General features: G+C 27.2%; 5 protein-coding genes and 1 other RNA gene. 3 read left to right on the forward strand and 3 right to left on the reverse strand.

The genetic code is table 11. The features are described from left to right. The coding region (locus tag AMN78_RS00375) for an Mrp/NBP35 family ATP-binding protein (protein WP_075533658.1) at positions 1–692 on the forward strand (692 nt) is incomplete at its 5' end. A gap of 29 nt (positions 693–721) precedes the next feature. Here AMN78_RS00375 and AMN78_RS00380 read toward each other — a convergent pair. Further along, positions 722–1891: a putative sugar O-methyltransferase gene (locus AMN78_RS00380; protein ID WP_075533659.1), complete on the reverse strand. Its 1170-nt coding sequence runs from the start codon at positions 1889–1891 to the stop codon at positions 722–724. A gap of 146 nt (positions 1892–2037) precedes the next feature. Between AMN78_RS00380 and AMN78_RS00385 the strand changes: the two genes are divergently transcribed. Continuing rightward, positions 2038–3603, forward strand: coding sequence for a DUF6044 family protein (locus tag AMN78_RS00385; RefSeq protein WP_143323142.1), 1566 nt, complete (start codon positions 2038–2040; stop codon positions 3601–3603). Here AMN78_RS00385 and AMN78_RS00390 read toward each other — a convergent pair. Both AMN78_RS00390 and thyX read right to left on the reverse strand, forming a co-directional pair. Then, on the reverse strand, positions 3600–4301 hold the full coding sequence (locus tag AMN78_RS00390) for a glycosyltransferase family 2 protein (RefSeq protein ID WP_075533661.1): 702 nt from the start codon (positions 4299–4301) through the stop codon (positions 3600–3602). The genes AMN78_RS00385 and AMN78_RS00390 overlap by 4 nt on opposite strands. Before the next feature lie 17 nt (positions 4302–4318). Next, a complete protein-coding gene (gene thyX / locus AMN78_RS00395) occupies positions 4319–5266 on the reverse strand; it encodes an FAD-dependent thymidylate synthase (protein ID WP_075533662.1) in 948 nt (315 codons plus the stop codon). Between the two features lie 10 nt (positions 5267–5276). On the opposite strand from thyX, the gene ssrA reads away from it, so the two are divergent. Continuing rightward, positions 5277–5513, forward strand: a transfer-messenger RNA (tmRNA) gene (gene ssrA / locus AMN78_RS00400); the annotation flags it as partial.

Consider the following 5513-nt stretch of genomic DNA (forward strand, 5'->3'; position numbering starts at 1 on the left):
CAATAGCAGTAAATCTTGCTTTTGCCTTACAACATTTAGGATTAAAAATTGGAATACTTGATGCAGATATTTATGGGCCGTCTTTGCCTAAACTTTTGAATTTAAATGAAAAACCCAAGAGCGAAGATAATAAAACAATAACACCTTTAGAAAAATTTGGAGTTCAATGTATGTCAATGGGATTTTTAGTAGATGAACAAACACCCATGATTTGGAGGGGTCCAATGGTAATCAGTGCTCTAAAAACAATGACACAAAAAGTTTTATGGAAAGACAGAGATATAATAGTAATAGATATGCCTCCTGGTACAGGAGATACACAATTAACATTCGCACAAGAAGTAAAAATTGATGGAGCAATTATTGTTGCAACACCACAAGACTTAGCTCTTCTTGATGTAAAAAGAGGAATTCAAATGTTTGATAAGACAGGTGTTAAAATTTTAGGCTTAATTGATAATATGAGTTTTTTTAAAGGTGATGATGGTAAAGAATATAAAATATTTGGTGAAAGCGGTGTAGAAAAAACTGCAAAAGATTTCAAAAAAGAATTTTTAGGACACTTGCCTATTCATCAAGATTTAAGAAGTTCTGCAGACAAAGGTGATCCATTAACCCACTCTGACCCTGAGCACAAAGTTTCTAAGCTATTTAACGATATTGCAAAAAAAATAAACCTTTCGTTAAGCTAGTTTCTATATTTAACAAAATTTTTATATAATTAATATTTTTTTTCATAAATATAAAAAAAGGTATTTTTATCGAAATCAATTTTATTATTTTCATAAGTTAAATGACCTAAGTCTGGATATCTTATTAATTCTTTAAACTTTCCATCTAAATTATACTCTTTATTGATCAATGATTTTTTTCCATCTGTAAAATGATTTCTAAAATACTCATGATTCATTGAAAAAAAATATTTCGAAGTTCTGTGAATATGTTTTAAGTAGTTTTTGGCTGTTTCAGGTTGCATCTCTCCCAAGCTATTTTTGTTAATTGCTAGATCAAATGTATTATTTTCTAAATTTTCAATTTCCCATGGAGGTAAAAAGATTAAATCATAATCGATTTTTATTTGCTTGCTAAAAATTTGTTCCCCATAAAAAAAATTTTTTTTGTTTGGAAAGCACTTGGATAAATAATAGGAGGCTAATGTTAAGGTTTCAGGTATATCGATGTCAATGTAAGTAAAATTCTTTAAATCTTTTAATAAATAATATGCAAATTTTCCATATCCTCCACCTATCTCAAGTATCTGTCCATCTTGTTTTTCAAAATAGTTTTTCAAGTTTTTTGTGTAAATATCATTTACAAAACTTCCAATAACTACAAAATTATTATCAATTTTTGCTCCAATTTGATTTCCATACATTGGCATCTCTAATTCGGAAAAATTTGACCCTTTATTAAAAAATTTCCATAATTCAAGTTGACCGCCAAATATCTCCTCGGATAGAAATTTTCTCAAAAATAGGTTTTTATTGAATTTTTTTATTAAGTTTTGATTTTCAACTCCCAAATAATTATTCCAATTACCAAAGTTTTGAAGGAAAAATAAAAATTTTTCAACATCGTTACTTTTGTAACTTTCTAGCAAAAAACTAAAGTCATTATCAATATGTGATTGCCATAAAGAAGATGGTTTATATAAATAAGATTTTTTTTTTTGGTCAATTTTCATTTGCTTATATGACTTAAATATTCTTTGCGCTAATGATAAATCCTTTTTATCGATCTTATTTTCTTTAGAAATATAAATTTTAATAATTTTATTATTTGGCTTAAAATATAATTGTAAGCCTCTTAGATAAGGAAAAAGTTTTTTTTTTATAGTTTTTAAAAGTCTTTTTTCTGAGATAACTTTTCTTGCTTTGAGAAAGAAACTCATTTGATAATTTTAGCATTAAACTTAAATGAACTCAACTGTTCGTTCTACTCTCCTTTTTTAGGATCTGAAATTTCATGAGATACTTTTTTTTTCACCTTTTGCCATTAGATAAAATAAGATAAACTTTGAAAAGCAGGTTTAAAAATATGATGAACTTAAATAAATTTTTTAATTATCATTTTTTTTTCTTATTTTTATTTGTAGGATATTTTGTATCCTATTTGCTCTTTGGCAGTTTCACTCTGTTTTACATCGATAGGCTAGATAACGAAATCGTTTACAATCATATACTAGGAAACTTTTACAGAGGCGAATATAACGCAGCTGATATTTTTCTTAATGGGGAAACTAAAATATATTGGCTAAGAAGATTGTTTCAACCCTTTTCTTTATTATATATTTTCAATACTGAGTTTGCTTATTGGTTTTTCGATATTTTTACAAAAATAGTCTCATATTTAAGTTTCTATATTTTAGCAAAAAAATTTACTAAAAATTATTTAATTGTCTCTTTAAGCGCATGTTTGTTTGCTTCGATGAATACATTTTCTGTTTGGGGACTATTGATTTCAACTTTTCCTTATTTCGTTTACATAATATTATTTAAAACAAATCTAAATTTTAAACATTATTTAATAACGTTTTTAGTGGCATTAAACTCAGAAATAGTTCACTCACCTTATTTCTTTATATTTTTAGTTATTTTTTTAATATCGTTTAACTCAATTACAAAACAAAAAATTAAAAATTTGTTTTTTATATCTCTTGTTTTTTATTTTTTTGTTTTAATTTCAAATTCAAACATCCTTTATGCTTTTATATTTGACGGCCCATTTCATAGAGAAGAGATGGAAAGAATGGTAGAGGATTTTAATTTTTATAAGGCAATATCAAGCTTATTTTATTTAAATTTTGTTTGGAGAGAGGAGTTTTTTACTTATAGCTTAGCTTCAGATATACCTTTCATCTTTTATACAGTAATTTTTTTTCCACTTGTTTTTTTTTCAAAAAATAAAGAAATAATTAAACTGGTTTTGATTTGTCTTTCATTATGGATATTGTATCACTCATTATTAATATCTTATGATCTTTACATAACTAGATATTGGAACCCAGGTTACTATTTCATTTTTTCAATTTTTATTTATTCTTGTATTTTCCTCTTTGTATTAAAAACTTACAAAAAATTAATTCCACTATCTATTTGTTTAGTGCTATTGTTTCAGATAAATTCCAACTTTGTTCCATTAGCTAAAAAATATGTAAAACCATTTAAAGTTGAAAATTTTCGAAATTATTACTCTTTTAAAGATTATTACTTAAAAGAAAGTTATTCAAAAATAAAAAGTATAGTTGGAGATGAAAAAGTTATTTCTCTTTGGAACGTCGACCCTATGGTTGCTGTGATGAACGGAATTTACACATTAGATGGGGAACATAATTTATATCCACTATCATATAAAAAAAAATTTTATAAGATCATAAAAAAGGAGCTTGATTCAAGTTCTGAATTTAGAGATTATTTTTTAAAATGGGGTCATAGAGTTTATGCATTTGTATCTGATCCAGAAAATGTTAAAATTGATTTTTTAGAAGCAAAAAAACAGGGAGCAAATTTTGTAATTTCTAAATATTTGGTCAAAAATAAAAATCTTGAAATAGTAAGTGAAATTGAAGGAGTAGAAATATTATATTTATATAAAATTATTTAAACGACTCTATTTTTTATCATCTGAAATAAAATTGAAAAAATATGATAAAATCTTATTTTTTTTCCTTCTAAAATAGTACGTCCATTATAATTTACTGGTACCTCAAAAAACTTATCACCTTTTTTTACTATTTTGCTCAAAATTTCAGCATGTTGCTCAAAACCTTTGGACTTTAAATTATTTGGGTTAATTAGTTTTCTTTTAAAAAATATATAACAACAATAAATATCTGTAAAAGTGGTGTTATAAATTAAATTAAAAATTAATGTAATTAAGCCATTACCTATTTTATTTAAAAAGTTGTGAGATCGTGTGTATCTGTCGTAAATAAACCTACTACCAATAATTAAATCTGCATCAAATTTTTCAACACACTCCAAAAATTTAACATAATCATTAGGGTCATACTCTTCATCAGCATCTTGAATTAAAACATAGTCCCCTGCAGAAACTTCAAGGCCTTTTTTTACACTATAGCCTTTCCCGAAATTTTTTTCGTTTATAATAAGTTTTGTAAATAACTCAGAACTTTCTTCCAGAATTCTTCTAGTCTTATCGACTGATTTATCATCAATAACGATTATTTCTTTACTTAAATTTTGATTTTTTTTCCAAATCTCTAGTTCGTTAATTTTTTCTAATATTTTTTTTATAGTTTTTTCCTCGTTAAAAACTGGAACTATAATAGATATTAACATTAGTCTTTTTTAAAAATTTAAATCACTTTATCAGTAAATCCAAAAGATGTCATAAGTTCATTCCACTCTCTTTTGGATAGTCCTGATTTATCTTGAGAAATTGAATTACCTTTTATCATTTGTTGAATGACTTGTTTTCCTTTTGCAGAAACATGAACTGCACCGACTCTGTAGTCTAAAAAAGCTGAGTGAGTAATCGGAACCCATTTTTTTACAGTTTCCAGCATGGTTTCAGCATAAACTCTAATTTCATATTGAGCATGGCTATCTGCTCTAAGAAATAGAAAATTAAGTAAATTAAGTAAATCTGTTTTCCAATACCATTGAGTGTAAGAATTTAAGGTCAAATTCATCCTAGCTAGTTCTCTAGCCAATCCGTTTTTATTTTCATCAATTTTGGTGCCATCGTACTTCTCATTCAGCATTTTTTCATAATTGTCATATGTTCTAGTAGCATCATCTTTTAAAATTTTAAGAACCTCATCTGCCTGTTCTCCAGTAATCAAATCTCCTCTTCCTTGTCTATTAGAAGTAGATTGAGCAGAAAGCTGGTCTTTTGAAGGAATGTAAAACTCTTTGTCCAAGATTGAATATCTTGCAGAATATTCATTAACATTTGCTGTTCTATGTCTTATCCATTGTCTTGCTATAAAAATTGGAAGTTTTACGTGATATTTTATTTCGCACATCTCGAAAGGCGTTGAATGCCAATGTCGCATCAAATATTTAATCAACCCTTCATCGGTAGAAACTTTTTTAGTTCCCTTTCCGTATGAAACTCTGGCTGATTGAACAATGGAAGAGTCGTCACCCATGTAATCAACAACTCTAACAAATCCATGGTCTAAAACTGGTAAAGCTTCATAAAGAATTTTTTCTAATTCTAGTGAAGTTACTCTTTTAGTTTGATTTTTTTGGGCTTGTTGATCTGCAATTTCTTGCTTTTGTTCTTTAGTTAGTTTCATTTAGAATTAATTTATTGAATCTCTCTAAAAGAGTTTTATATTAATAGTGTTGGTTTTCCAACTATGACGATAAACGAATTTCGTAATAAACATCACGGACGTGGGGGCAGTACCCACCACCTCCACCATTTACAACTTACGGGGGTGAATTAGGATCGACGGGTGTCTAAAGGCTGTTCTTTCGTTCGAGATGGTTCCGACGTAACGGGCTAATTTATAAATGCAAATCAAAAATTTGCACTTGCAG

The organism is Candidatus Pelagibacter communis, from assembly GCF_001179945.1.
In the GTDB taxonomy this organism is placed as follows: domain Bacteria; phylum Pseudomonadota; class Alphaproteobacteria; order Pelagibacterales; family Pelagibacteraceae; genus Pelagilacustribacter; species Pelagilacustribacter ubique_A.